The 22,118-nt window shown below is 72.7% G+C and carries 22 protein-coding genes; 9 read left to right on the forward strand and 13 right to left on the reverse strand.

Translation table 11 applies throughout. The features are described 5' to 3' along the window. A partial coding sequence (locus tag HII36_RS40990; RefSeq protein WP_217370590.1) for a hypothetical protein occupies nucleotides 1–1,288 on the reverse strand: 1,288 nt, incomplete at its 3' end. A 145-nt stretch (nucleotides 1,289–1,433) separates the two neighbouring features. Continuing rightward, nucleotides 1,434–2,804, reverse strand: coding sequence for an MFS transporter (locus HII36_RS40995; protein WP_173528736.1), 1,371 nt, complete (start codon nucleotides 2,802–2,804; stop codon nucleotides 1,434–1,436). A 73-nt stretch (nucleotides 2,805–2,877) separates the two neighbouring features. Between HII36_RS40995 and HII36_RS41000 the strand changes: the two genes are divergently transcribed. Next, on the forward strand, nucleotides 2,878–3,357 hold the full coding sequence (locus tag HII36_RS41000; RefSeq protein ID WP_173528737.1) for a MarR family winged helix-turn-helix transcriptional regulator: 480 nt from the start codon (nucleotides 2,878–2,880) through the stop codon (nucleotides 3,355–3,357). Nucleotides 3,358–3,374: 17 nt separating this feature from the next. On the opposite strand, the gene HII36_RS41005 is transcribed toward HII36_RS41000, so the two are convergent. From HII36_RS41005 to HII36_RS41040, 8 genes are all read right to left on the reverse strand, one after another. Next, nucleotides 3,375–4,388 (reverse strand): pentapeptide repeat-containing protein, encoded by a 1,014-nt coding sequence (locus HII36_RS41005; protein ID WP_173528738.1) that lies wholly within the window; start codon nucleotides 4,386–4,388, stop codon nucleotides 3,375–3,377. 86 nt (nucleotides 4,389–4,474) lie between these two features. Further along, complete coding sequence (locus tag HII36_RS41010; RefSeq protein WP_173528739.1) at nucleotides 4,475–5,125, reverse strand: response regulator; 651 nt, start codon at nucleotides 5,123–5,125, stop codon at nucleotides 4,475–4,477. Beyond that, entirely contained in the window at nucleotides 5,122–7,275 is a 2,154-nt protein-coding gene (locus HII36_RS41015) for an HAD-IC family P-type ATPase (protein ID WP_173528740.1), read from the reverse strand. The genes HII36_RS41010 and HII36_RS41015 overlap by 4 nt, the downstream gene beginning before the upstream one ends. A gap of 79 nt (nucleotides 7,276–7,354) precedes the next feature. Then, complete coding sequence (locus HII36_RS41020; protein WP_173528741.1) at nucleotides 7,355–8,308, reverse strand: alpha/beta hydrolase; 954 nt, start codon at nucleotides 8,306–8,308, stop codon at nucleotides 7,355–7,357. Beyond that, complete coding sequence (locus HII36_RS41025; protein ID WP_173528742.1) at nucleotides 8,305–8,904, reverse strand: ferritin-like domain-containing protein; 600 nt, start codon at nucleotides 8,902–8,904, stop codon at nucleotides 8,305–8,307. The genes HII36_RS41020 and HII36_RS41025 overlap by 4 nt, the downstream gene beginning before the upstream one ends. A gap of 86 nt (nucleotides 8,905–8,990) precedes the next feature. Then, nucleotides 8,991–9,758, reverse strand: a complete 768-nt coding sequence (locus HII36_RS41030; RefSeq protein ID WP_173528743.1) for an SDR family oxidoreductase — start codon at nucleotides 9,756–9,758, stop codon at nucleotides 8,991–8,993. Nucleotides 9,759–9,856: 98 nt separating this feature from the next. Next, entirely contained in the window at nucleotides 9,857–10,444 is a 588-nt protein-coding gene (locus HII36_RS41035) for a YceI family protein (protein ID WP_173528744.1), read from the reverse strand. A gap of 94 nt (nucleotides 10,445–10,538) precedes the next feature. Continuing rightward, nucleotides 10,539–11,276, reverse strand: coding sequence for a TetR/AcrR family transcriptional regulator (locus tag HII36_RS41040; RefSeq protein WP_173528745.1), 738 nt, complete (start codon nucleotides 11,274–11,276; stop codon nucleotides 10,539–10,541). A 66-nt stretch (nucleotides 11,277–11,342) separates the two neighbouring features. Here HII36_RS41040 and HII36_RS41045 point away from each other — a divergent pair, with 66 nt between their 5' ends. The 4 genes from HII36_RS41045 (at nucleotide 11,343) to HII36_RS41060 (ending at nucleotide 14,167) form a co-directional block, all read left to right on the forward strand. Beyond that, on the forward strand, nucleotides 11,343–12,533 hold the full coding sequence (locus HII36_RS41045) for an FAD-dependent oxidoreductase (protein ID WP_173528746.1): 1,191 nt from the start codon (nucleotides 11,343–11,345) through the stop codon (nucleotides 12,531–12,533). 104 nt (nucleotides 12,534–12,637) lie between these two features. Continuing rightward, nucleotides 12,638–13,234 (forward strand): sulfite oxidase-like oxidoreductase, encoded by a 597-nt coding sequence (locus HII36_RS41050; RefSeq protein ID WP_173528747.1) that lies wholly within the window; start codon nucleotides 12,638–12,640, stop codon nucleotides 13,232–13,234. After that, on the forward strand, nucleotides 13,227–13,895 hold the full coding sequence (locus HII36_RS41055) for a ferredoxin reductase (protein WP_173528748.1): 669 nt from the start codon (nucleotides 13,227–13,229) through the stop codon (nucleotides 13,893–13,895). The genes HII36_RS41050 and HII36_RS41055 overlap by 8 nt, the downstream gene beginning before the upstream one ends. Then, nucleotides 13,892–14,167 carry a DUF6510 family protein gene (locus HII36_RS41060; RefSeq protein WP_173528749.1) on the forward strand — a complete coding sequence of 92 codons (276 nt, stop codon included), beginning with the start codon at nucleotides 13,892–13,894 and terminating at the stop codon, nucleotides 14,165–14,167. Before HII36_RS41055 ends, HII36_RS41060 begins: the two co-directional genes overlap by 4 nt. Before the next feature lie 52 nt (nucleotides 14,168–14,219). Here HII36_RS41060 and HII36_RS41065 read toward each other — a convergent pair whose 3' ends face one another. Next, nucleotides 14,220–14,600, reverse strand: a complete 381-nt coding sequence (locus HII36_RS41065) for a winged helix-turn-helix transcriptional regulator (protein WP_173528750.1) — start codon at nucleotides 14,598–14,600, stop codon at nucleotides 14,220–14,222. Between the two features lie 96 nt (nucleotides 14,601–14,696). Between HII36_RS41065 and HII36_RS41070 the strand changes: the two genes are divergently transcribed. From HII36_RS41070 to HII36_RS41085, 4 genes are all read left to right on the forward strand, one after another. Beyond that, the gene (locus tag HII36_RS41070) at nucleotides 14,697–15,086 is read left to right on the forward strand and encodes a RidA family protein (RefSeq protein WP_173528751.1); all 390 of its coding nucleotides are present in this window, start codon (nucleotides 14,697–14,699) and stop codon (nucleotides 15,084–15,086) included. Between the two features lie 92 nt (nucleotides 15,087–15,178). Further along, on the forward strand, nucleotides 15,179–16,363 hold the full coding sequence (locus tag HII36_RS41075; RefSeq protein WP_173528752.1) for a sensor histidine kinase: 1,185 nt from the start codon (nucleotides 15,179–15,181) through the stop codon (nucleotides 16,361–16,363). Next, on the forward strand, nucleotides 16,360–17,055 hold the full coding sequence (locus HII36_RS41080; protein WP_173528753.1) for a response regulator: 696 nt from the start codon (nucleotides 16,360–16,362) through the stop codon (nucleotides 17,053–17,055). Before HII36_RS41075 ends, HII36_RS41080 begins: the two co-directional genes overlap by 4 nt. A 42-nt stretch (nucleotides 17,056–17,097) precedes the next feature. Then, nucleotides 17,098–17,814, forward strand: a complete 717-nt coding sequence (locus tag HII36_RS41085; RefSeq protein ID WP_173528754.1) for an FkbM family methyltransferase — start codon at nucleotides 17,098–17,100, stop codon at nucleotides 17,812–17,814. Nucleotides 17,815–17,908: 94 nt separating this feature from the next. On the opposite strand, the gene HII36_RS57275 is transcribed toward HII36_RS41085, so the two are convergent. Together HII36_RS57275 and HII36_RS41095 are read right to left on the reverse strand one after the other, a co-directional pair. Next, the gene (locus tag HII36_RS57275; RefSeq protein WP_328808124.1) at nucleotides 17,909–20,950 is read right to left on the reverse strand and encodes a M4 family metallopeptidase; all 3,042 of its coding nucleotides are present in this window, start codon (nucleotides 20,948–20,950) and stop codon (nucleotides 17,909–17,911) included. Between the two features lie 241 nt (nucleotides 20,951–21,191). Then, a partial coding sequence (locus HII36_RS41095) for a beta-ketoacyl reductase (RefSeq protein ID WP_173528755.1) occupies nucleotides 21,192–22,118 on the reverse strand: 927 nt, incomplete at its 5' end.

Consider the following 22,118-nt stretch of genomic DNA (forward strand, 5'->3'; position numbering starts at 1 on the left):
GGGCCAGGGCGGGCAGCGCCGTCGCGGTCAGCGTGGGGGCGGCCACGGGCTCGGGTTCTTCCTCGTCGACCGTGCCGAAGGCGGCGGCCAGCCGCTCGCGCAGGTCGGCGGGCAGCCGGGCGGCCGCCTCGCGGATCGTCTCCTTGTCGGAGTCGGTGGTGTGCGGGGCGAGCTTGATCGCGACGCGTACCGCGCGTTCGCGCAGGCTGGGCGTGTCGACGTCGAACACCGGCGCCAGCGCGGCCACCGCCGCGGCGCCCCTGGCCGGGGGCGCGCCGGCGATCCACTTCACCGCCGCCGCCAGGTACTTCTTCTCCGGCCGGAACACCAGCGCCTGGACCGCTTCCGCGAACAGCTCCGTGCCGAGCGTGCCCGCGGACTCGGCCCGCTCCAGCTCCTCCAGCGCGAGCTGCACCACGGGCGAGGACGCCGATGGCAGCACGCGGACGAAGTCGGTCACCGGGATCTCGGCCGTCTCCGGCGCCAGCGCCCGCCACAGCATGACGAAGGCGCCGGACTCGGCCGCGTCCGCGCCGTTCAGGAACCGGCTCACGCAGCCGTCGAGCAACGCCCGGCGCGGCACCCGGCCCGTGCCGGCCAGCTCGACCAGCTCGCCGATGATGCCGCGGCGGCCGTCCCAGACCGGGTTCCAGCCCAGCCCGTCGGCCACGCCCGCGGCCTGGAACAGGCGCGGCAGCATGTGATCGAGCAGCGGGTCGTCAGCGAGCACCAGGGCGCCGTCGCCCATCTGCTGCAGCTCGACCGTCCGCAGCACCCAGCCGGACACGAACGCGTCGTTCTCCGGCGGCTCCACGCCCGTCTCCAGCACCAGCGCCGCGGCCAGGTCCCAGGCTCGCAGTGACTGCATGCGCCGCCAGATCGAACCCGCAGGGGCTGGCCGCAGGCGTCGGACCAGGCGGACGGCCAGGTCGCGGCGCCATTCCAGCGGCCGGTCCCCGAGCACGGACATGACCCGCACGGCGTCGGCCTTCGGCTCCACGCCGCTCAGCTCCCGCCGGTCGAGCCAGGACGCCACCTGCTCCGCACCGCCGAAACAGGCCGCCCCGGCCAGCCGGTAGAGGGGCGCCAGGTCCCAGATCCGGGGCCCGGCCTCGAACCCGGCGCGCCTGCGTTCGCTCAGGTGGGCGGGCAATTGCCGGGCGACCGCGCGTCTGCCGTCGTCGTCGAGCTCGCGCAGGAGTGCCACGAGGCTGGGGACGGAGCCGGTCTCGATCTGGCCGAGCACCGCCCGCACGGGGCTCACGTCGGCGCCGCTGTTCTCGATCACAGGCCGCAGCCTATTGATCGGCACCGACAATCGCGGTGGCGCCGAGGTCACGGGCGCGCCCCGACCCCGGCGCCCGCCGGGTCAGCGGGAGACAGCGTCAGCGGGAGACAGCGTCAGCGGGAGACAGGGTCAGCGGGAGACAGCGTCAGCGGGAGACCGGGGCCGGGTTGAGCCGGCCGTAGACCGCGGCGAAGATCGCCGCGACCGCCCCCGCCAGCGCCGCCACCCCGAACACCCACTGGTACCCCGTCACCCCCGGCCGGGCGGCCAGGATGGCGGCGATGACGGCGCCCGCCGTGCTGCCGCCCACGATGCGTACCAGCGCGTTGATGCCCGCCGCCAGCGCCGTCTTGTCCGGGTCCACGTGCTGGACGGCCATCGTGCCGAGCGCCGCGTAGCCGATCCCGAGTCCGATGCCCATGAGCGAGGCCGCCACGTACAGGTCGGCGTCGCGGCCGTGCGCGAACACCAGCCAGAGCCCGGCCGCGCCGGTGAGCGCCGAGCCCGCGGCCACCATGACGGAGGCGGGGAGCAGGCGCATCATGCGTCCGGCGAACAGGGAGATCACCAGCATGAACAGCGTGCTGGGCAGCAGGTAGAGCCCGACCTGCAGGGTGGAGGCGCCGAAGTCGGCCTGGGCGAAGGCCGACAGGCCCGTCATGAGGGTGAAGAAGGCGAAGCCGAGCAGCATCGAGGCCACGGTCGCGCCGATCGTGCCCCGGTGGACCAGCATCGACAACTCCACCAGCGGCTCGGCCACCCGCCGCTCGACGGCCACCCAGGCCGCGGCCAGTGCCAGTGCGGCGGCGAACAGGCCGAGCACGCCGGGCGAGCTCCAGCCCCACGAGCCGCCCTGGCTGATCGCCAGCAGGAGCGCGACCAGCCAGGAGGCCAGCAGCGCGGCGCCGAGCAGGTCGGGACGTCCCCCTCCCCCGGGACCGCCGCCGCGCACCAGGAAGGCGATCACGATGCCGGCGACCAGGGCGATCGCGGCGGTGAGCCAGAAGACCAGGTGGTAGTCGTCGCCGGCCAGCCCGGCCATGATCATGCCGCCGCCGCTGCCGAAGCCCATGGTGGCGCTGATCACGCCGATGCCGGTGGCCAGTTGCCTGCCGGGCAGCAGGTCGCGTGCGACGCCGATGGACAGGGGCACCAGGGCGGACACCGAGCCCTGCAACACCCGGCCGGCGATCAGCCACGGCAGCGAGGTGGCGAGCGCGGCCATCACCGAGCCGATCACCAGCAGGGCCATGGCCCCGAGGATGACCGTGCGCCGGCCGTACATGTCGCCGAAACGGGAGAGCAAGGGGGTGGCGACGGCGGCGACGAGCAGGCTGGCCGTGAGGGTCCAGCTCACCGCGGGCAGCGACGCGCCCAGTTCCCGCTGCAGCACCGGAAGCATCGGGACGACCGCGGTGTTCTGCAACGCGGCGATGGACGCCGCGAACGCCAGCGACACCACGGCGGGCCACGGGTTCGGCGTTCTGACGGCGGGAAGTGCGACGGCTGTCGCCATGTCGGCTCCTTTAGATAACTTAGGTAAGTAACCGAGCCACGATGATACATACGTAAGTTAGGTAAGTAAACGGATGGGTGCAGAGCTAGACAGAACGGTGGCGGCCTTCCGGCGCCTGGTGACCACGCTCAATCGCGGCAAGACGCACGAGCGGCTCACCGAGGCGGCCGGCGTCCGGCTCGACCGGCCGGACGTGCAGATCATCGCCTACCTCCTCGACGCGGGCGAGCCGCGCCGGGTCGGCATGATCGCCGAAGCGCTGCAGGTCGAGAGCCCGCACGTCACGCGGCATGTCACCCGCTTGGAGGAGCGCGGGCTGGTGAACCGGGTCAGGGACCCCGACGACGGCCGGGCCTGGCGCATCGCGCTCACCCCCGAGGGCGCCGAGGCGGCCGTGCGCTGCCGCCAGGTCACCTCGGACTGGTTCGAGACCGCCCTGGCCGAGTGGTCGCAGGAGGACAGGGAGCAGCTGTCCAGGCTGATGGAGCGGCTGGCCGGCGACGTGTGCACCCACCTGGCGGACCGTTACCTCGGCGCACGCCCGAAGCCGTAGTTCTCCGCGGACCGGCGTCACCCGGAGTGGAGCGGCTCGGGGTCTTCGTCGAGCCGTCCGCCGTGCTTGTTGGCCGGTCCGCAGGATTGCGGTCCGGTCCGCCGCTCGCCGAACCGGGTGTGCGAGTCGGTGGCGGCGACGGCCTTGATCTCGCCCGGGGTCATCCCGTACGCGCCCCGCAGGTCGGCGCCGCGCAGATCGGCTCCGGCCAGGTTCACCTCCGTCAGCTCGGCCCCGGACAGGTCGGCGAGGCTCAGGTTCGCCTTGCTCAGGTCCGCGCCGCTCAGCCGGGCGTAGGTGAGGCACGCGTTCGACGCGTTCACGCCGCCCAGGTCCGCCTCACGCAACCCGGCCCACGTCAGATCGGCGCTCTCCAGGTTCGCGCCGCTCAGCCGGGCTCCTTCGAGCGCCGCGCGGGGGAAGCGGACCTGGGAGAAGTCGGTGCCCGGGTCTCCCCGGGCGGTCAGCTCGGAGGCGAGGGTGAGTGCCGCGTACACGTCTGACGGCACGTCCGCGATGGACCTGACCACGCCGAGCTCGGCGATCGAGGCGGTGCACTGCGGCGCGGGCCGGGGCGTGCACAGGTCGTGGTTGCGGACGAACGCCGCCAGCACGCTCCGCACGGTGAGCCGGTCCGCGGGAGAGTCCGCGGCGATCCGCCGCAAGGCGTAGATCGCGCCGAACCGCACCTCGGCCGCGCGTGAGCCGAGCTGCTCGACGGCCCTGGTGTACCGGTCGGTGATCTGGCCCTCGCGGGCGGTTCGCAGCTCCTCCTGCCCGTTGCGCAACGTCACCGCGGTCACGATCAGGCTGCCCGCGGTGAAGAGCGCGCCCAGCAGGATCCCCACGCTGTTGAACCACTGGTGACGGTTCAGCCGGCGGCGTTCGCGCTCCTGATCGTCGCGCTGTCGTTGCGCCTGCAGGAGTTCCAGCCGCTTCTCGACCGGCAGACCGGCCAGTTCCTCCTGGGACGGCTCGGCGATACGGGGAGCCGGAGACGACCTGGCGGCAGGGTCAAAGGGTGCGTTCATGCCAGATCAGGCTCCTCCGGATGCGCGCGCGTATGCACGTATCGCCGCCCTGACCACGTTCGTTACCCGAGCACCCGAGCGGGTGGTCAGGGGTGCTGTCCGGGGCGGGTGAGGCCGGTTTCGTAGGCGATGACGACGAGTTGCGCCCGGTCGTGCACCCCCAGCTTGGCCATCATCCGGTTGACGTGCGTCTTCACCGTCGCCGGGCTCATGTACAGCCGCTCGGCGATCTCCCCGTTCGTCAAGCCTCTGGCCACCCGGGCGAGCACTTCGCGTTCGCGGCCGGTGAGCGGGGTCAGGCGGTCCGCGTTCGGCACGGCCGGGCGGGCGGTGAACTCCTCGATGAGGCGCCGCGTCACGCCGGGCGACAGCAGCGCGTCGCCCCGGGCGGCCACGCGCACCGCGTGCCGGATCTCGGCCGGTTCCGCGTCCTTGACCAGGAAGCCGCTCGCGCCCGCGCGCAGCGCCTCGTAGACGTACTCGTCCAGGTCGAAGGTGGTGACCACGACGACGCGTGAGCGGGTGGCGGCCAGGGCGCGGGTGGCTTCGAGCCCGTCGAGTTCGGGCATGCGGACGTCCATGAGCACCACGTCGGGGTCGAGCCGCCGGGTCATCCGCACCGCCTCCGCGCCGTCGGCGGCCTCGCCGATGACGGTGAGGTCGTCCTCGGTGTCGAGCAGGGCGCGCAGCCCGGCGCGGACGAGCGGCTGGTCGTCGGCCAGCAGGACGGTGATCACGCGGGCAGCCAGGCCGTGACGCGGAAGCCGCCGTGCGGCCCGTCGCCGGTGGTGAGCCGCCCGCCGACGGCGGCCACCCGCTCGGCCATCCCGGTCAATCCGTGCCCGCCGGGAGCATGTCCGTTCTCGCCCGGGTGGTGCACCGCCAGGCCGTGGCCGTCGTCGTCGATGCGCACCGTCACCCCCTCCGCCTCGTACGTCAGCGTGACCTCGCTCCGCGTCGCGCCCGCGTGCCGCAGGGTGTTGGTCAGCGCCTCCTGCACCACCCGGTAGACGGTGAGGTCGGCGGCCGGCGGGAGCGGCCGGGGCGGTCCGGCCACGTGCAGGGCGACGGGCAGCCCGGCGTTCTCCAGCAGCGCGGGCAGCCGTCCCACGCCCGGCAGCGGCCGCCGCGCATCGGACGATCCGGGTCCGGGCCCGGGCCCGGTGTCCGGCCGCAGGACCCCGAGCACCGTCTTCATCTCGGCCAGGGCCTGGCGGCTGGCCGTCCTGATGACCTCGATCGCGGCCCTGGCCTCCGCCGGTCCGCCCGCCCGGTCCACGGCCTCGGCGGCGACGGCGGCGTGCAGCGCGATCACCGAGACCGTGTGCGAGGTGACGTCGTGCAGTTCCCTGGCCACCCGCAGCCGCTCCTCCTGGGCCCGGCGCAGCGCCTCCTCCTCGCGGGTGCGCTCGGCGTCGGCGGCCCGGCGTTCCACCTCGGCCGTGTACGCCCGCCTGGCCCGCGACACCTCGGCCGGCTGCGCCACCACCAGGACGATCAGCGCCCACACCACGGTGGCGACCAGCCGGTCGAGCTCCGGCCGGACCACCACGGCCAGCGCGGGCACCGCGATCAGGAACGCCGCGCCCGTCCAGCCGGCCGCCCGGTGTCCCGCCGCGATGACGCAGAACAGCGCGATCAGCGCGGGCACCGGCCACAGCGCCAGGGCGTGGCCGAGCGCGAAGAAGGCCGCCGCCGCCCCCGCGCTCACGGCCAGGGCGGGCGCGGGACGGCCGGGCAGCCAGGCCAGTGCGAGCGCCATCGCGGCCAGCAGCGCCCAGCCGAGCGGGTCGAGCGGGCGGGCGTCCGGCTGGTTGCCGAAGGCCATGACGGTCGAGCTGCCGACGAGCACCGCCGCGCCGCAGACCAGGGCGAACGTGCCGGTCTTGTCGGTGCAGATCTGCGAGGTGCTGCCCAGGGTCTCCACCGACGACAGCCGTTTCACGATGGCTCCGTGCCGGGCGAGCCGGTCGGTGCCCATGGCCAGGGTGAAGGCCACCACCGCGGGAAGACCTTCGGGGATGGCGGCCACGGCCAGCGAGACGGCGGTGACGAACAGCACGCCAGCCTCCTGCCCGCGTATCAGCCCGAGCACGATCACCACGGCCACCACGACGGCGGAGATGAGCGCCAGGGTTCGGCTGAGCGCGTTGATCTGCCGCTGGAGCGGCGTCGGTGCGGGTTCGGCGGTGGCGAGCAGGTCGGCGATCCTGCCGGTCTCGGTCGCCATGCCGGTCGCGGTGACGAGCATCTCGCCCCTGCCACGGGTGACCGAGGTGTTCATGAACAGCGCGTTCGTCCGGTCGGCCGGCGGCGCCTCCTTCTCGACCGGGGCGGTGGCGGACTTGACGGCCGGCTGCGCCTCCCCGGTCAGCTCGGACTCCTGCACCTCCAGCGAGGCCGCCGACAGCAGCCGTCCGTCCGCCGGCACCCGGTCTCCGGCCTCGACCACCACCAGGTCGCCGGGCACGAGCTCCTTGGCGTCCAGGCGGGTGAGCCGGCCGTGCCGCCGGACGGTGGCCGTGGTGACGGTCATCCGCCGCAGCGCCTCCAGCGACGCCTCGGCCCGCGACTCCTGGACGAAGCCGATGGTGGCGTTCAGCAGGACGACCACGGCGATGGCCAGCGGGGTCTCCCACTCGCCCGAGATCAGCAGGCTGACCACGGCGGCGACCAGCAGGATCAGGATCATCAGATCCTGGAACTGGCGCAGGAACGCGCGCCATCGCGGATCCCGGGGCGCCGCCTTGAACTGGTTGGGCCCGTGGCGTTCGAGGCGCCGCGCGGCCTCGCCGGCCGCCAGGCCCTGCTCCGGGTCCGCGCCGAGCCCGGCGGCGACCTCGCCCACCGGGAGCGCATGCCACGGAGTGCGATCCGGTTCGATCATGCTGTCATCCTCGGGTTGAAGATCAACTCCGGCGGGTCGACGACTCCGGCGGGCCGACGACGCCCGCGCGCCGCCCCGGTCAGCCGGAGGTGTTCAGCGCGGTTCTGAGCACGGCGATGGCCTGCGCGATGGCGCCGCTCGCCGCCGCCGTGGCGCGGACGGGGTTGAGCATCATGAAGTCGTGCAGGATGCCGTTGTAACGGACGCTGGTGGTCGGCACCCCGGCCGCGGTCAGCTTGCGCGCGTAGGCCTCGCCCTCGTCGCGCAGCACGTCGTTCTCGTCGACGACGACGAACGCGGGCGGCAGCCCTTCGAGTTCGGCGAGCGAGGCCCGCAGCGGCGAGGCGGTGATCTCCGCGCGCTGCGCCGGGTCGGTGGTGTAGGCGTCCCAGAACCAGGCCATGCCCTTGGCCGTCAGGAACGGGCCGTCGGCGAACTCGCGGTAGCTGTCGGTGTCCTGCCCGGCGTCGGTGACCGGGTAGTACAGCGACTGGTGGACGAAGCCGACGTCGCCGCGCCGCTTGGCCAGGATGGTCAGCGCGGCGGCCATGTTCCCGCCGACCGAGTCGCCCGCGACCGCCATCCTGGAGGAGTCCAGCCCCTCTTCCGCGCCGTGCCGGACGACCCACCGGGCGGCGGCGTAACCCTGCTCGACGGCCACCGGGTAGCGGGCCTCGGGCGATCGGTCGTACTCGACGAAGACCACGGCCGCGTTCGCGCCGACGGCGAGTTCCCGTACGAGCCGGTCGTGGGTGCCCGCGTTGCCGAGCACCCATCCGCCGCCGTGCATGTAGAGCACGACCGGGAGCAGCCCGAAGGACGTGGGCGGCCTGACGATGCGCACCCGCACGTCGCCCACCTCGGCGGGGACGACGATCCACCTCTCCTCGATCTCGGGTTTGGCGATGGGGGCGGCCTGCAGGTCGTCCAGGACCTGGCGGGCGCCGTCCGGGCCCAGCTCGTACAGGAACGGGGGCTTCGACGTCGCCTGCGCGAGTTCCTGGGCGGCGGGTTCGAGTATGTGCTCGTTCATGATCTGTCCTTCTCCTGATCGGCCGTGTGTTCTGCAGGGACGTACTCGAAAGTGGGACCGGCGCCGCCGGGCAGCCGCAGCATCCCGCTGTAGGTGCGGTTGAACTCCTCCTGGGCGGCCCGGGCGGCGCTGCCCGGGTCGGCGGGCCGCGGGTTGGGCGTCATCGCCGCCAGCGCCTCCAGCGCCGACGTCAGGCCGGTGACCGGGATCAGCCGTCCGGCGGTGTGCCGGAAGTGGGTGCCGCTCACCTGGCGAGCCGGGTCGCCGGCGAAGACGGCGGCCTCGCCGAGCCGGTCGCACAGCTCGCGCAGCCCCTGCTCGATCGCGGCGTAGAACCGGCCGATCGTCGGGTAGCCGTCGTCCTGGGGCGCGGCATCGGGCGGCGCCGGGCGTTCCAGGCGCAGGAACATCTCCAGCGCCCGCGGCCCGAACGGCATCAGCGCCAGCTCCGCCGCGGCGGCGTTGCGCTCGGCGTCCAGGGAGTACAGCGCGGTCAGGTACGGCGGCAGCGTCGCGTGTTCCAGCTCCACCGCCCACTGCAGGTGTTCGCGCAGGCTGTCGAGCGTGCCGATGCGTGGTGATCGTTCGTGTGTCATTTCGCGTCATCTCTCGAATCGCGGGTCATGGCGGGTCGACGGCGCGGCACCGGTCCAGGACGGGCGCGGGCAAGGGCGCGGCGCGGTCATGCCACGGCCCGCCTCGTGCCGACGGACCGGCCGAGCCACTCGCGATAGCCGACCGCGCCCAGGTGGGCGCCCTCGCCCGGAACCAGGGACCGCTCCCGCGGGGTGCTGCCGAAGCAACGCGCCCGCGGGTCGGTGACGACCTCGCGGGGATCGCGCCAGGCCGCGAGCGCCTGGCGGAAGAACTCGTCCATGCGGTATCGGTCGGGCCCGGCGATCTCGATCCTGCCGTTCAGCGGCGAGCCGACCGCCGTCTTGCCGACGGCCTGGGCCACGTCGTCGCCCGCGATCGGCTGGAACAGCACCGGCGCGACGTGCACCTCGCCGTTCACGGTGGCCTCGTCGGCGATGGCGCGGGCGAACTCGAAGAGCTGGGTCGAGTGCACCAGCGAGAACGGGATGCCCGACTTCTCGATCAGCCGCTCCTGCGCGATCTTGGCCGCGAAGTAGGCGTTGCCCGGCATCCGCTCCGTTCCCACGACCGACAACGCCACATGATGCCCCACGCCCGCCGCCGCCTCCGCCGCGAGCAGATTGCCGGTGGACGTCTCGAAGAACCTCATCACCGCGGCAGGCTCGAACGACGGCGAGTTCGACACGTCGATCACCACCCGCGCGCCCGGCATCACCCGGGCCAGCCCCGCCCCGGTCACCGTGTCGACGCCGGTGGTCAGGTCCGCCACCACGGCCTCGTGGCCGTGGTCACGCAGCCTCTTCACCACTTTCCAGCCGATAAGCCCGGCCCCGCCGATCACCACGATCTTCACCGCGGACCCCTTCCGCGTCTGGGTCACTCGTCGTGACCCGGTCGCCGGCTAAGACAAGACGGCCGCCGCCCTCGTGACAGCCCCACGGCGCGCGGGTGTCAGGGGGCGGCCGCCCGGCGCAGGACCGCCTCGATCTCGATGCTGATGTGCACCTTGTCCCCCACGACGTCCCCCACGACGACACCGCCGCCGTCGAGCGGCAGCTTGATGTCGACGCCGAAGTCGTTGCGGTCGATCGTGGCCGAGGCCGAGAAGCCGGCCCGCGTGCCGCCGTCGCCGTCGGGTCCGACGCCGTTCAGCTCGACGGCCAGCGTGACGGGCCGCGTGACGCCCTTGACGGTCAGCTCGCCGTCGACGGCGAACCCACCGGCGTCCGCGCGGACGCCGGTGGACCGGAAGGTCCAGAGCGGGTGGTTCTCGGCGTCGAGGAAGCGGCCCGAGCGCAGGTCCTTGTCGCGCAGCCGGTTGCCGGTGTCGACGGAGGCGGGGTCGATCGACGCGGTGACGGACGACCGGGTCACGTCCTCGCCGGTCACGATCTCGCCGGCGAAGGTGGCGAACCGGCCGCGTACCTTGCTCACCATCATGTGACGGACGGTGAACGACACGTCGGAGTGCACCGGGTCGATCTCCCACAGCCCGGCGCGGTGGCCCGGGATCGAGGTGGTGGTGGCTGCCGTGGTCATCGGGCTCTCCCGTGGGTTGGCGAACGTCCACAGCTGAGACCGGGCAGACCGCCGGCCTGTGACACCGCCCGCCCCCGGGGGCGTGACCGTCGCGTCAGGCGGTCGACGCGTCGATCAGGGCCTGGACGCCGTCCAGGATCCGGTCCAGGCCGAAGCGGTAGTCGAGCCGTCGTTCCGCCGGCGGCGTGTCGCCGGGATAGGCGTAGGCGCCGGCGTCGATGGCGGTGCGCAGGGCGGGGAAGCGCCGGCCGTCGACCAGCTCGCCGAGCAGGGTGCTGTAGGCGGCGATCGACTCACCGCCGGCGGCCTGGCCCACCTCGGCGGCCAGCCGCGCGGTGGCGTGGATGTAGGTGGCGATGAGCAGCACGACACCGGCCTTGTCGGCCTCGGTGAGCCCGGTGTCGCGCAGCGCGGCCAGCGCGCGCTCGGACCAGGTGAGCTGGTTGGGGGTGATCGGCGGCCCGGTGATGGGCAGGTGCACGATCCAGGCGTGGGCGCGCAGCATCCGCCACTGGGCCTCGCACCAGCGTTCCAGGCCGGTCCGCCAGTCGGCGCAGGGCTCGTCGAGGTCGGCGGGGACCGCGGCGACCGCGTCCAGCATCATCAGCAGCAGCTCGTTCTTGCTGTTGACGTACCGGTACAGCGACATCGGCGTGTAACCGAGCCGATCGGCGATCTTGGCCATGGACACGGCGTCGAGTCCCTCGGTGTCGGCCGCGTCCACCGCCGCCTGCACGATGCGCGACAGGCTCAGGCCGGCCTTGCGGGCCGGCTCCGGCTGGTCCAGCCGGCTCCACAGGCCGCGGAGCCCGGGGGGCAGATCGGCGTTCATGCGGTGTCACCAACTCTTCGCTGCGAGGCTTGTGTCAATCCGAAGTATATGGCATAGATTTTGTATATGGCATATACAACACTGATCATCGGTGGTGGCGTCGCGGGCCTGGCGACCGCCGTCGGGCTGCGCAAGGCCGGGATCGAGGCCGTGGTCCACGAGGCGTACGAGCGTCCCGCCGACGACGTCGGCGCGTTCCTCACGCTCGCGGTCAACGCCCTGGACGCCTTGCGCACCCTCGGCTTCGACGTCACCGGCCTCGGCTTCGAAACCCCGCGCATCACCCTCACCAACGGCTCCGGCCGGCGGATCGGCCACTTACCGCACGGCCCGGCCCTGCCGGACGGCACGGTCAGCCGTACCGTCAAGCGCGCCGACCTCTACCGCGCCCTGCGCGAGCAGGCCGCGCAGTGCGGGGTGCGCATCCGGTACGGCAAACGCCTGAGCGACGCCCGCAGCACGGACGCCGGCGTGCGTGCGACGTTCGCCGACGGCACCGTCGCCGAGGGCGACCTGCTGATCGGCGCGGACGGGCTGCGCTCACGCACCCGCCAGATCATCGACCCGGCCGCCCCCGGCGAGCGCTACGGCGGGATGGTCAACGTGGGCGGCTACGCCCGCGGCGTCCGGCTCGGCGACGAACCGGGCACCATGAACGGGATCTTCGGCAGGCACGCGTTCTTCGCCTACGCCGCGGACCCCGGCGGCGAGGTGTGGTGGGCGGCCAACCTGATGCGGCCCGCCGAACCCACCCCGGCCGACCTGACCTCGATCCGCGAGCCGCAGTGGCGGGCGGAACTCGCCGAGGCGTTCCGGCACGACCGCGGCCCGGCCCTGGCGCTCATCGAGGCGACCGACCGGCTCGTCACCGGCTGGACCACCTACGACGTGCCCTCGGTGCCGAACTGGCACCGCGATCGCATGATCATCATCGGGGACGCGGCCCACGCGGCCGTCCCGTCCATCGGCCAGGGCGCCGCCATGGCGCTCGAAGACGCCGTGGTCCTGGCCAAGTGTCTGCGTGACAGCCCGGACGTCACCCACGCGTTCACCGCCTACGAACGGCTGCGCCGCCACCGGGTGGAACGCGTCGTCGCCCAGGGCAAGCGCACCGACAGCTGGAAGACGCTCGGCCCCGTCGCCAGGATCCCGCGCGACCTGATCATGGGCCTGGCCCTGAAACACCTGGCACGCACCGGCAACGACCCGAGCCGGTGGATCTACGAGCACCACATCGCCTGGGACGAGCCGCACTGAGGCCGGGGACACCGCGCGGAAGGGACGGCGGTGGGCGGCCGCCGGAGGGCCGACGGCATAATGACCATGGGACCGCGTGCCCGCAACCCGAAGTGATGGTGGCCATGACCGTCTTCTCCCGCGGCTTCCGCCGCAAGCAACGCGACAACGATCGGCTCCCGCCGGGCCAGTACCTGACCGAGGACTTCCCGGTCCTGTCGGCCGGGCCGACGCCGCGGGTGCCGCTGGACCGGTGGGAATTCGCCATCGACACCGAGACCGAGCAGGTCCACCGGTGGACGTGGGACGAGCTGATGGCGCTGCCGTCCGAGTCGCCGACCGTGGACATCCACTGCGTGACGACCTGGTCCAAGCTCGACACCACCTGGCAGGGCGTCTCGCTGGACGTGCTCTTCGAGAACGTGGAGACCGCCGCGGAGTACGCGCTGGTCTATTCCTACGGCGGATACTCCACGAACCTGCCGCTGGAGGACCTGCTGGACGGCAAGGCCTGGATCGTCCATCGCTTCGACGGGGAAGACCTGGCGCCGCGCCACGGCGGCCCGGCCCGGCTGCTGGTCCCGCACCTGTACTTCTGGAAGTCGGCCAAGTGGGTGCGCGGCATCCGCCTGCTCGACCAGGACCACCCCGGCTTCTGGGAGACGGCCGGCTACCACAACTACGGCGACCCCTGGCGCGAGCAGCGCTACGCCGATGACTAGGTGGCGGCCAGCACGGCTGGTCGAGACGCGCGAGGAGACGCCGACCGCCCGCACGCTGGTCTTCGACGTGCCCGGCTGGCCCGGTCACCTGCCGGGCCAGCACCTGGACGTGCGGCTGACCGCCGACGACGGCTACACCGCCCGCCGCAGCTACTCCCTGGCGACCGCCGAGGGCGTCGAGCTGACCGTCCAGCGGCTCGACGACGGCGAGGTCTCGCCGTACCTCACCGAGGTCATGGAGCCGGGCGACCGGCTGGAGGTGCGGGGTCCGGTCGGCGGCTGGTTCGTCTGGCGGCACGCCGACCCGGCGCCCGTGCTGCTGGTGGCGGGCGGCGCCGGCATCGTGCCGCTCATGGCGATGATCCGGGCCCGCCGGGCGGCGGGCGTGAGCACCCCGTTCCACCTGGTCTACTCGCTGCGCTCGCCGGAGCAGCTCTTCTACGCCGACGAGCTGGCCAAGGCCGATCCCGGGGTCGAGATCACGCTGATCCACACCCGGGTGCGCGGGAGCCGGCTGAACGCCGCCGACCTGCCGGGCCCGGGCGCGGACTGTTTCGTCTGCGGCCCGACCGGTTTCGTCGAGGCCGCCGCCGACCTGCTGGTGGACCTCGGTCACGATCCCGCCCGCATCAAGACCGAACGCTTTGGAGCCTCCTCATGACCCATCTCGACGGCAACGCGATGGCAGGTCCGCTCAGCGAGATCTTCGCCGTCGACCTGTCCGCGGCCTCGGGCACCTGCGCCTCCTGCGGCCTGACCGGGCCGGTCGCCGCGTTGCGGGTCTACGGCCCCGACCCGGGCCTGGTCGCCCGCTGCCCGGGGTGCGACGAGGTGGTGATGCGCCTGGTCAGAAGCCCCGACGCCGCCTGGCTCGACCTGCACGGGGCGGCCAGGCTGCGCATTCCGCTCCCGTCACCGACCGCCGGATCGTGACCGGCAGCCGCCGGAAGGGGTCTTGACGGCGTGGCCGGGATCGCCGTCGGACTCAGACGGCGGAGCGGTCGCGGGCGGACTCGATGTGCGCCAGGTACCGCTGGGTCCAGTCGCACATCCCGTCGACCACCGAGCGCAGCGCCGTGCCCGGCTCGGTGAGGGTGTACTCCACCCGCGGCGGCACCGTGGGATGCACCTCGCGCTCGATCAGGCCGTTGCGCTCCAGCATGCGCAGGTTCTGGGTGAGCATCTTGTGGCTGATGCCGTCGATCTCCTGCCGGAGTTCGGTGAAGCGCAGCGTGCGCTCGCCCAGGGCCTCGATGATGAGGAGTGCCCACTTGTTCGCGATGTCCGAGAAGATCTCCCGGGCCAGGGAGTCGGCGCGCCGGAGATCCGCGGCCTCGGGCGTGCTCCCGAACTGCTTGGTCACCATCAGGTTCCCCAGTCACTGAAAAGTGCGTTCTTCCATGTCGGCGACCACTCTCCTACGGTTCCTGAGTAACCACAAGAGACCACGGAGAGGTACGACATGGCCATCACTCTGGTGAACCCCGGCGCGTTGCCCGAGATCGACGTCTACCGGCAGGTGGCGATCGCGTCCGGGACGAAGCTGGTCTTCATCGCCGGGCAGGTCGCCTGGGACTCGGAACCGGACCTCGCCGTGCAGGTCGAGCAGTGCTACCGCAACATCGCCGCCGCGCTGGCCGAGGTCGGCGGCTCCTTCGACGACGTGGCGAGACTGACCGCGTACGTCGTCGACTGGACCCCGGACAAGATGCCGGCGCTGCTGGAGGGGATCTCCCGGGCGTCCGCGAAGCTCGGGATCACCGCCGCTCCCCCGGCCACGCTCGTGGGTGTGGCGGCGCTGGACGTTGCGGAGCATCTGGTCGAGATCGAGGCCACCGCGGTGCTCGACTGAACAGAGGCCGGCGACCCGGAACGCCCGGCGTGGGCGGGCGGGCCCGTAGGGTGATCGGCATGGGGGTATTTCGGGATTTGTACGACGTGCGGATGCCATCCTCCACTGGCACGGAGCGTCCGATGTTCCGGCGCCGTCCTTTCGCCGTCCTGGCCGGGATCCTGCTCGTCGGCAACGCGACGCTCTTCGCGACGGCCGGGGACTTCGGGGCGCTCGCCGTACCTGCGGCCGTGCTGGCGTCCGGCCCGGTGTTCCTGGCGTGGTACCGGCCCGTGGCCGCGTGGGCGGTCATGGCCGTGGCCGGGCCCCTCATCACCGGCGCCGGGACGGCGCTGGCCGGTCCGATGACGCCCGTGCCGTGGTACGTCAATCTGCAGTTCGCCCAGGTGCCCGTCATGTACGTGCTGGCCCTGTCGGCCACCCGCCGGGTGACGGCGATCGCCGGGGTCGTGACCATCGCGGCGGGGGCGGCCACGGTCCTGCTGCTCGACGTCGCGGGCCCGGTCACCGTGCTCACCGGCGTGGGGAGCTGGACCCTGGTGCTGCTGGCCGCCGTGCTGGTCGGCGACGCCCGCCGGGCGCGCCGGCTCGACACCCTGCGCGCGGCCGAGGAGGTCGGGCGGACCCGGATCCTCGAGGAGCGGGCCCGCATCGCCAGGGAGTTGCACGACGTGGTGGCCCATCACATGTCGGTGATCGCCGTGCGGACGGCCAGCGCCCCCTACCGGGTCGAGGGCGGGGTGAGCGAGCCGGCCGCCAGGGAGTTCGCCGCCGTCAACGCCGCCGCTCGCGCGTCGCTGCGGGACATGCGCCTCCTGCTCGGCGCGCTGCGCGGCACGGACGGCCCGGTCCGGACCGCGCCGCAGCCCGGCCTGTCCGACCTGCACGAGCTGGTGGAGTCCGTACGCCGGGCGGGCGTGCCCGTCCGGTTCTCGGTCACCGGCGAGCCGTCGCTGTCGCCGGTGGAATCGCTCACCGTCTACCGGATCACGCAGGAGGCGCTGAGCAATGTCGTACGCCACGCGCCGGCCGCCGACACCACCGTCCAGGTCCTGGCCGACGCCGACGGGGTGGCGGTGCGGGTGGACAACGTCGCCCCGGCCTCCACCGCCGCGGCGGTGGAGGCGCGAGGCCCCGATGGCCGTGCCGGGCCGGGGCTCGGCCTGATCGGCATGCGCGAACGGGTGGCCGCGCTCGGCGGCGAGCTCATCGCGGGCGCGACGGAAGAGGGCGGATACACCGTACGCGCCAGGCTGCCGAAGGGGGACGACGCGTGATCACCGTGCTGGTGGCCGACGACCAGGCGATGATCAGGGCCGGGTTCGCGGCGCTGCTCTCCGCCCAGCCCGACCTCCAGGTGCTCGGGCAGGCCCGCGACGGCCTGGAGGCGGTGGCCGCCGCCCGGGAGCTGCGGCCCGACGTCGTGCTCATGGACGTCCGCATGCCCAACCTCGACGGGCTGGAGGCCACCCGCCGCATCACCGGCGCCGGCCGCGGCACCAAGGTGCTGATCCTGACCACCTTCGACATCGACGACTACGTCTACGCCGCCCTGCGCGGCGGGGCCAGCGGGTTCCTGCTCAAGGACGCGCCGCCGGAGGACCTCATCACCGCCGTCCGCGTCGTCGCCGACGGCCAGGCGCTGCTGGCGCCCTCGGTCACCCGCAGGCTCATCGAGGAGTTCACCTCACGCCGCCCCCTGGACGAGGCCGAGTCGCTGCGGCTCAACGCGCTGACCGGCCGCGAGCGGGACGTCCTGCGGCTGGTCGCGGCCGGGCTGTCCAACGCCGAGATCGCCGGGGAGCTGACGATCGCGGAGGAGACCGTCAAGTCGCACGTGGGGCGCGTCTTCGGCAAGCTGGCGCTGCGCGACCGGGCGCAGGCGGTGGTGTTCGCCTACGAGAGCGGCCTGGTGGTGGCCGGCTCTCCCCCTCCGGGGGCACGGCGCGGCCCGCGACTGCGCTCCTGAGGGGGATCCGCGGGCGCGCGTCCCCTTCCTACCGTCGGCCGCATGATCAGATTGACAGCCGCGGCCGCGCTGCTGCGCGCCGGGGCCACGGTCTCACTCAGCGAGCCCGAACTGCTCGGCCTGTCCGCCTTCGTCCGGCCGGGGGCGGTCTGCTTCGACATCGGCGCGGCGTACGGGATGTACACCCTTCCGCTGGCTCACCTGGCCGGGCCGGCCGGGCAGGTGCACGCCTTCGAGCCGCTGCGGATGCCGTACCGGCTGCTGGAGCTGGGGGTGCGGGCCTCGGGGGCGCGCAACGTGCGGATCACCAACGCGGCGCTGGGCGCGGCGCTCGGGTGGCGCACCCTGCGGCTGCCGTACCGGTTCGGGCTGCCGATCCACGGCTGGGCGCACCTGGAGGAAGGGCTGAAGCACCCGGGGAGGTTCGCCGCCGGCAGGACGCTGGAGGTGCCGCTCTACAGCGTGGACCGCGTGTGCGAGCTGCGGGAGATCGCCCGCGTGGACTTCATGAAGCTGGACGTCGAAGGCTTCGAGGCGACGGTGCTGGAAGGGGCCGAGCGGACCATCGAGCGGCACCGGCCCACGCTCCTGATCGAGATCGAGCAGCGCCACCTCGGCAAGTACGGCAGGACCACCGGCGACGTCGCCGGATCGCTGGTCGAGCGCGGCTACCGGATGCGCGCCTGGCACGGGCGCCGCTGGCGGCGTACGGACCGGGTGGTCGCCCGCCGGCGCAACTACCTGTTCACCGCGCGGTGAGGCGGTCCCGCCGCGGCGGAGGGCGCCGGGTGCGCGCCCTCCGCCGGTTCGGCCGATCACCTCCGATCCTGCTCGTCGTCACGCGGTCACGTCGTCACCTGACCGGCACCCACAGGGCCGGCACCGCGTTGGGCGTCCAGTCCGGCTGCGAGGTGTGGGCGATCTGGCAGCGGTAGCGCACTCCCTCGTAGACGACCTCGTCGCCCACGGCGTAGGCGTGCCACGGCTCCCATTGGTCTCCGCCGCCGCTGGTCACCGTCAGCGAGAACGACGTGCCGTGACTGGCGGCGCCGTTCGCGTTGAGCGTGATCGTGTACGTCTGCGCCGGAGTGGTGGACGACGTGGCGATCGTCACGACGGACGATTCGCCCGACTCGATGGCGGCCGGGCTGAACGTCACGGTCGCCCCGGGCGGGACGCCGGCGGCGGCCAGCGTGAGGGGAATCGGCCGGCCGGAGCTGACCTGCGTGGTCAGCCTGGTGGCCGCCGATCCGCCCGCCTGGATGGTCGCCGACGGCGGCTCTGCGGCGACGGTGAAGTCACCCGCCGGCGTGCCGCCGGTGACCGTGAGCGCGTAGCTCGCCGTCTGCGTTTGCGACGTGCCCTGCCCGATCACCGAGATCGGGTAGACGCCGTTCTTCGTCGTCGCCTCCACGTTGAAGGTCAGCTCGGACGTCTCGCCCGACTGGACGGTGGCCGGCTCGAACGTGACCGTGACGCCCTTGGGCAGCTTGGGCGCCGTCAGCGTGACCTGCTGGGGCGAGCCGCCGGTCGTCGCCGTGTGCACCGTGGTGGCCACGCTGTTCCCGGCCGTCGCGGTGCCTTCCTGCGGGTCGAGCCGGAGCGAGAACGAGTCGGGATCGTTGGGCCTGGTGACGGTCAGGACGTAGTTCTGCGTCCGCCTGTCCGACGTGCCCCGGGCGACCACCTGCACGGTGTACCGGCCGGCCGGGACGGTCGAGGCCGTGCCGAGCGTGAGCGTGGCCGACTGGCCCGACTGGATCGTGGACGGGTTGAAGTCAGCGGTGATGCCCGTGGGCAGGGCGTCCATGCCGAGCTGGATCTGCTGGGCATTGCCGACGGTGGTCGCCGTGGTCAGCGTCGTGTTGGTGCTGGCGCCCGCCTCGACGGTGCCCGACGTCGGGTCGAGTGTCAGCGAGAACTGGTCCGGGACCGGCTGGTTGACGGTGAGCGCGTAGGCCTGCGTCTGTGTCTGCGCCGTGCCCTGGGCGGTCACCTCGATCACGTACCTGGCGGGCACCACGGCCGACGTCGTGGTGAACGTCAGCGTGGAGGACTGGCCGGACTGGATGGTGGGCGGGTCGAAGGCCGCGCTCACGCCGTTGGGCAGCGGCCCGGCGCTGAGCCGGATCTGCTGCGCGTTGCCGCCGGTGGTCACCGTGTTCACCACGGTGGTGGCGGTGCCGCCGGCGTCGACCGCGCCGCTCGACGGGTCGAGCTGCAGCGAGAACGTGTCCTGGTTGACGACGCACGTCGGGTCGTTGACGGCCCGGACGCTCACGGCGTCCCAGGCGGCCTGGACCGTCCTGAACTCGACGCAGCTGTTCGGGAACAGCGACTTGGCGGCGTTGAGCGAGGCCACCCGCGCCTTGGCGTGGGTCCACGGCTGGGTCTTGGTCAGCAGCGTGCCCATGTAGATCTGGCCGGCCTTCTGGATGCCGATGCCGGTCACCGAGGCGGGCCCGCCCTGGCAGATCGGGCTGTTCGGCTTGCCGCCGCCGGGGTTGCTGCCCTCGGCCAGCAGGTAGAACCAGTGGTTCTGCGGGCCGGCCGCCTTGTGCACCTCGGTGTTCGGGATGGCCGAGCTGTAGCAGTTCGGGTCACTGACCCTGGACGGGTCGTACATGTACCTGATCGGGCCTCGCCCGACGAGGTTGACCTCCTCGCCCACCTCGTAGTCCGGCGGGTCGTTCGGGTTGTTGGCGAACGCCTCGGTCAGCGCGCCGAAGATGTCACCCGTGGACTCGTTCAGTCCGCCGACCTCGTTGTTGCCGGTGTCGCCACCAGGGGTGTTGGTGAAGATGGCGTGGCCGTACTCGTGGCCGACCACGTCCATCGGGGTGACCTGGCGCTGGCCGTCCTGCGTGCGGCCGTAGGTGGTGTACGACCCGTTCCAGTAGGCGTTGACGGCGTTGAGCCCGACCCGGCTGGGGAACGACCTGCCCGTCCCGGTGTGACCGTTGCGGCCCAGCCAGTCACGGAGCATGTTCCATTCCATCTGCGCGGCGTACAGGGCGTCCACGCAGGCCGTCTCCAGGTCGGTGCCCGAGCCGTTGCCCCACGAGTCGCTGCTCTTGGTGTAGGCCGCGCCGTTCTGGCCGCCGCACTGCAGGCCGGGCCGGTTCGGGTCCACCATGCGGAACGAGGTGCCCGAGCCGCTGGTGTCGATCGTCACCGTGCCGTTGTAGTAGCCGCGTCCGGTGCCCTCGCGCACCTTGTCGAACGAGTCGATCACGGTGCCCGACCTCGCGTCCACGAACACGTCGAGGATGCTCGGCTTGCCCGCGGCCGTGTGCCCGGTGACCTGGACCCGCCAGGCCAGCCTGGGCGTGGCGGTGGTCGCGTGCACGTGCAGCTTCGCCGCCGACACGCGCTCCACCCGCGGCAGCAGCGCTCTCGCGGTCGCCACCGCCCGTTTGGCGGTGACGGCCGCGGCAGTCCCGATCTCGATCGTCGCGGTCTGGCCGGTGACCACCTGCTGGATCACCTGGCCGGCCCTGTCGGTGCCGACGACGACCTCGCCGCCGAACACGGGCAGGCCCTGGTATGTCCGTTCGTAGGTCAGATATTGCAGGCCGAAGGTGCCGGCGACGTTGCCTGACAGCTTGAAGTCGTCACCGGGGCCTCGGTGCAGGCGGTCGGCGTGCGCGGCGAGCGCCGCGCCGGCGTTCGTCTCCGCGCGCAGGCGTGACTTCGGGTCGGCGGGTGCGAAGGCCGGGGGTTCGGCCTTCGCGAAACCGTTTCCGGTGCTTCCGGTGCTTCCGGTGCTTCCGGTGCTTTCCGCGAGGGATGTTCGCGTGGACGATGCGGCGCTCGTCGCGCCCGTCACCGACCCGGTCATCAGGGTCGCCACCGCTAATGCGGCGAGCGCGCCCGATTTGAACACGCGTTTCACGTGGATGACTCCTCTCACAAGTCCCTGAGGGGTGGAGGGATAGAAGGAGCCCTTTTGTCAGGGGGCTTGATCCAAGCTGTCACCCGGTTCGCGTTGCGAACAGCAAACACTTTTCCATAACCTGGCGTTATGCCAGATGGGCGATGGCGTGGTCACGCCCCCCGATAAAGCCGCTTGATTTAGCGAAAAGAAAAACCGCGCCTCCTCTTAACGAATGTCCCGGTGTTGTTCCGCGGCGTTTTCACTGTTCGGGAACGAGCACGTCGTCGAGGTGGGCGGCCAGCCTGGCCGGGGTCGGATGCGCCCAGATGGCTGCGGGCGTCAGCGTGACGTCCAGGACCTTGTGCAGCCGGTGCACCAGCGCGACGGCCAGGAGCGAGTCCAGCCCGATGTCGGTGAACATCGCCTGCGCGGGCACCGCGGCCGGCTCCGCGCCGAGCAGCGCGGCCAGGGTGGCCACCACCGCGTCCTGGATGAGCTGCGTCCTGGCGGGCCCCGGCGGGAGCGCGCGCACCGCGCCGGCCGCCGCCGGGCTGTCGGCCTCGGCCGCCCTGGCGCCCAGCTCGGCCAGCAGCGGCGCCTCCCCCGCGGCGGGGAAGAGCCGGAACATGATCTCAGGCTGGTAGGTGAACATGCCGGTGTTCACCCTGCCGTGCCGCAGCAGCTCGCCCAGCGCGGCGAAGCCCTCCGCCGTCGCGATGGTCTCGAAGCCGCGCTCGGCGAAGTCCGTGGCCCGGCCGGCCTCGCCCCACGCCCCCCAGTCGACCGAGAGCGCGGGCAGACCCCGCCGGTGACGCCACTGGGCGAAGGCGTCCACCCAGGCCCCGGCCGCCGCGTAGTTGGCCTGTCCCGGGTTCCCGAGCAGGGCCGCCATGGACGAGAAGATGACGAACCAGTCGAGTTCGGCGTCCTGGGTGGCCTCGTGCAGGTTCTTCGCGCCGGTCACCTTGGGGTGCCAGACCCGCGCCACCCGTTCGGGGGTGAGCGCGCTCAGCGGCGCGTCGTCGAGCACCACGGCCGTGTGCAGGACGCCCCGCAGCCGCTCGCCCGCGGCGGCGACCAGGCGGCGCGCGGTGCCGGGGTCCGCGATGTCACCGCGGACCACCTCCACCTCGCAGCCGGTCGCGCGGATGGCCGCCGCCGTCTCGCTCTCGCCCGGGCCGAGCTC

This window comes from Nonomuraea antri, from assembly GCF_013283785.1.
Classification (GTDB): Bacteria; Actinomycetota; Actinomycetes; order Streptosporangiales; family Streptosporangiaceae; genus Nonomuraea; species Nonomuraea antri.